The organism is Synechococcus sp. R55.7 (genome assembly GCF_047461955.1).
Classification (GTDB): Bacteria; Cyanobacteriota; Cyanobacteriia; order Thermostichales; family Thermostichaceae; genus Thermostichus.
In genome coordinates this window covers 1-2397 of the sequence record NZ_JANSIC010000174.1, presented here as the reverse complement: position 1 = coordinate 2397, position 2397 = coordinate 1, and the positions used below count along the sequence as shown (strand labels likewise).

At 58.4% G+C, this 2397-nt stretch carries 4 protein-coding genes; 3 read left to right on the top strand and 1 reads right to left on the bottom strand.

Annotation, left to right across the window (positions count from 1 at the left end; all coding sequences use genetic code 11):
• Positions 1–339: TIGR03792 family protein (locus NW820_RS09510; protein WP_414407350.1), on the top strand; the 339-nt coding region annotated here is incomplete at its 5' end.
• Here the strand turns inward: NW820_RS09510 and NW820_RS09505 are convergent.
• Positions 336–1112 (bottom strand): DUF502 domain-containing protein, encoded by a 777-nt coding sequence (locus tag NW820_RS09505; protein WP_238376947.1) that lies wholly within the window; start codon positions 1110–1112, stop codon positions 336–338. The genes NW820_RS09510 and NW820_RS09505 overlap by 4 nt on opposite strands.
• Before the next feature lie 294 nt (positions 1113–1406).
• On the opposite strand from NW820_RS09505, the gene NW820_RS09500 reads away from it, so the two are divergent.
• Together NW820_RS09500 and NW820_RS09495 are read left to right on the top strand one after the other, a co-directional pair.
• Entirely contained in the window at positions 1407–1874 is a 468-nt protein-coding gene (locus NW820_RS09500; RefSeq protein WP_414390354.1) for an SRPBCC family protein, read from the top strand.
• A gap of 77 nt (positions 1875–1951) precedes the next feature.
• Positions 1952–2397, top strand: a 446-nt coding sequence (locus NW820_RS09495; RefSeq protein ID WP_414407349.1) for a GNAT family N-acetyltransferase, incomplete at its 3' end; no start/stop codon positions are given.

Here is a 2397-nt window from a genome sequence, read left to right as displayed (position 1 = left end):
CCCAGCCCGCCCGGCCCTATCGCCATCGAACATCTCTGCTTCCGGGTTCCTCCCGGTGGGCAAGCAGCCTTTCTTGAGCAAGACGAGCGGGTTTGGGGATCCGCCCTGCGCCGGCATCCGGGTTTTCTGGGCAAAGAAGTTTGGCTGGATCAAGAGGATCCCGAACTTGTCCACCTCATCCTCCGCTGGGCCAGCCGTGCTGACTGGAAGGCCTTTCCCTCCGAGCAAGTGGAGGCATTGGATCGGCAAATGCGGCCTTTTTATGTGCGCTTGGAACAGGCCAAAGAATACCAGCTCTGGCAGCCCGGCCCTTCTGCAGGGACAGGAAAGCAGGATTAAGGGATCCCTTCAGTCTCAAAACCTACCTCAGAGCCCACCGAGTCAGCCCTGGGGGATCCTGCCACCCGCTCCTGCTCCACCAGCTCCCGCAAACTGGGCATGGTCACGGCCAAAGCTCCTTCTCGCCGCTGCAGCCCCGCTTCAAAACTCTCAGGGGTGACAATGCCGCCGGAAATGAGCATCTTAAAAGCATCTTCCACCGGCATGAACACTTCCACCACCTGGTCTTCCGGCACAATGGCGTACCAGCCCGTCGTTGGATTGGGGGTGGTGGGCACAAACAGGCCAAGGGAGCGCTGCGGCCCATCGGGCCGAATGGGAGTTTGAATGGTGCCCGTCACAAAGGCCAGCGCCCAAGCTCCTGGTCGGGGATATTCCACCAGCACCACCCGCCGAAAGCGCTGATTGTTGGGGGCAAACAAAACACTGACCAATTGCTTCAAGGTCTTGTACACCAGCCCCGCCACCGGAATCGCATGGAGCAACTGTTCGCTGAGATTGAGCAGCCACTGGCCGACAATGTTGCGGGCCATGAAGCCAATCAACAGGATGAGCACAATCGGCGTCAACAGGCCCACCGCCAGATCGATGAGGTTGATCAAGATCGGGTGCAAACCCTGGATGGGATTGAACTGCTTCGGAATGCTGGTCAGAAAGCCAATGCTCCAGGTGGCCACCTCCACCGTCAGCCAAATGGTAGTTGCCAGAGGGATCACCACCAGCAACCCCGCCACGAAGTAGTTCTTCAGATGCTGTTTCCATTGAGAAACCATGGTGAGGTCGTTCCGTCAAGTCAACCGAGTGGATGCACCGAACCTTTGCAAGTGGAGCTTGCAGATGGCAATCATGATACCTGCCTTCTGCATTGCCCTCATGGGGGGCAGCCGCAACTTGCCGGCAAAAGAAATCGGGCTGCCAAAAAGCGCAGAGCCCCAAACTTTCACGAGGCCGATAATGCTATCTTAGGTCGATATAAAATTTTGTAAAGGCAGGGATCCCGTCCCGAGGCGTTGTGGTCAAGCCCCTGGATGGTTTGTGTTTCTGCTGGGTGTTGCGTGGGAGGCCCTATGTCAGAGTCAGATTGGCTAGAGCATACCTGTCAGGTGGAGGTGCCTGTTCCCATTGAGCAGGTATGGGATTTGTGGGCCAACCTCACCCTCATGCCCCGTTGGATGAAGTGGATCCGCTCGGTGGAATTGCTGGATCAGGAGCTGTCCCGGTGGACACTGGATACCCGCGGCCTCACCTTCAGTTGGATCTCCCGCACCCACACGGTGGTGAAACACCAACACATCGGCTGGAGTTCGGTGGAGGGGCTGCCCAATCGGGGCGCGCTGCGCTTTTACGACCGCAAAGGCAGTACCATTGTGAAGCTGTCGGTGGCCTACAAGCTCCCGGGGATCCTCGGCAAAATCTTGGATGGCCTGTTTGTGGGCAAAGTGGTGGAGAGCACCATCCAGGCGGATCTGGAGCGCTTCAAAGCCTATGCCCTAGAGCATGCGGGGCCAACCGCCGAAAGTGCCTCGGCCAGCTAGCCTCAGTTCGTCAGGCCCAAGTGTTTTGCTGAACTCCCCCTTCCTTGCCAACCCTCACTGCTGCAAAGGTCTTCTTCATGCCCGATCCCTCTCCTGAGCCTGTCATTGCCCTCTCTCGTCAGCCGGTGGACAACCGCAACATTCGCTTCTCTCTGGAGCGGGGCGAGCTGGATCTGGATCAACTTCTCCTGCTGTTGAACCGCAATGCCTTTTGGGCGCAGAATCGCCAGCGGCAGGAGATGGAGCGGGCCGTTGCCCACAGCCATCCGGTGGTCAGCGCCTGGGATGGGGAACGCCTGATTGGCTTTGGCCGCGCCACTTCCGATGGGGTTTACCGAGCCGTCCTCTGGGATATCGTGGTTGATCACGATTACCGACGTCAGGGCATTGGCCGCAAGTTGGTGGAAACCCTGATCAGCCATCCCCACCTGCAGTCGGTGGAGCGCATCTACCTGTTCACAACCCATCAGCGTGGCTTTTACGAGCGAATCGGCTTTGTGGAAAATCCCAGCACCACCTTGGT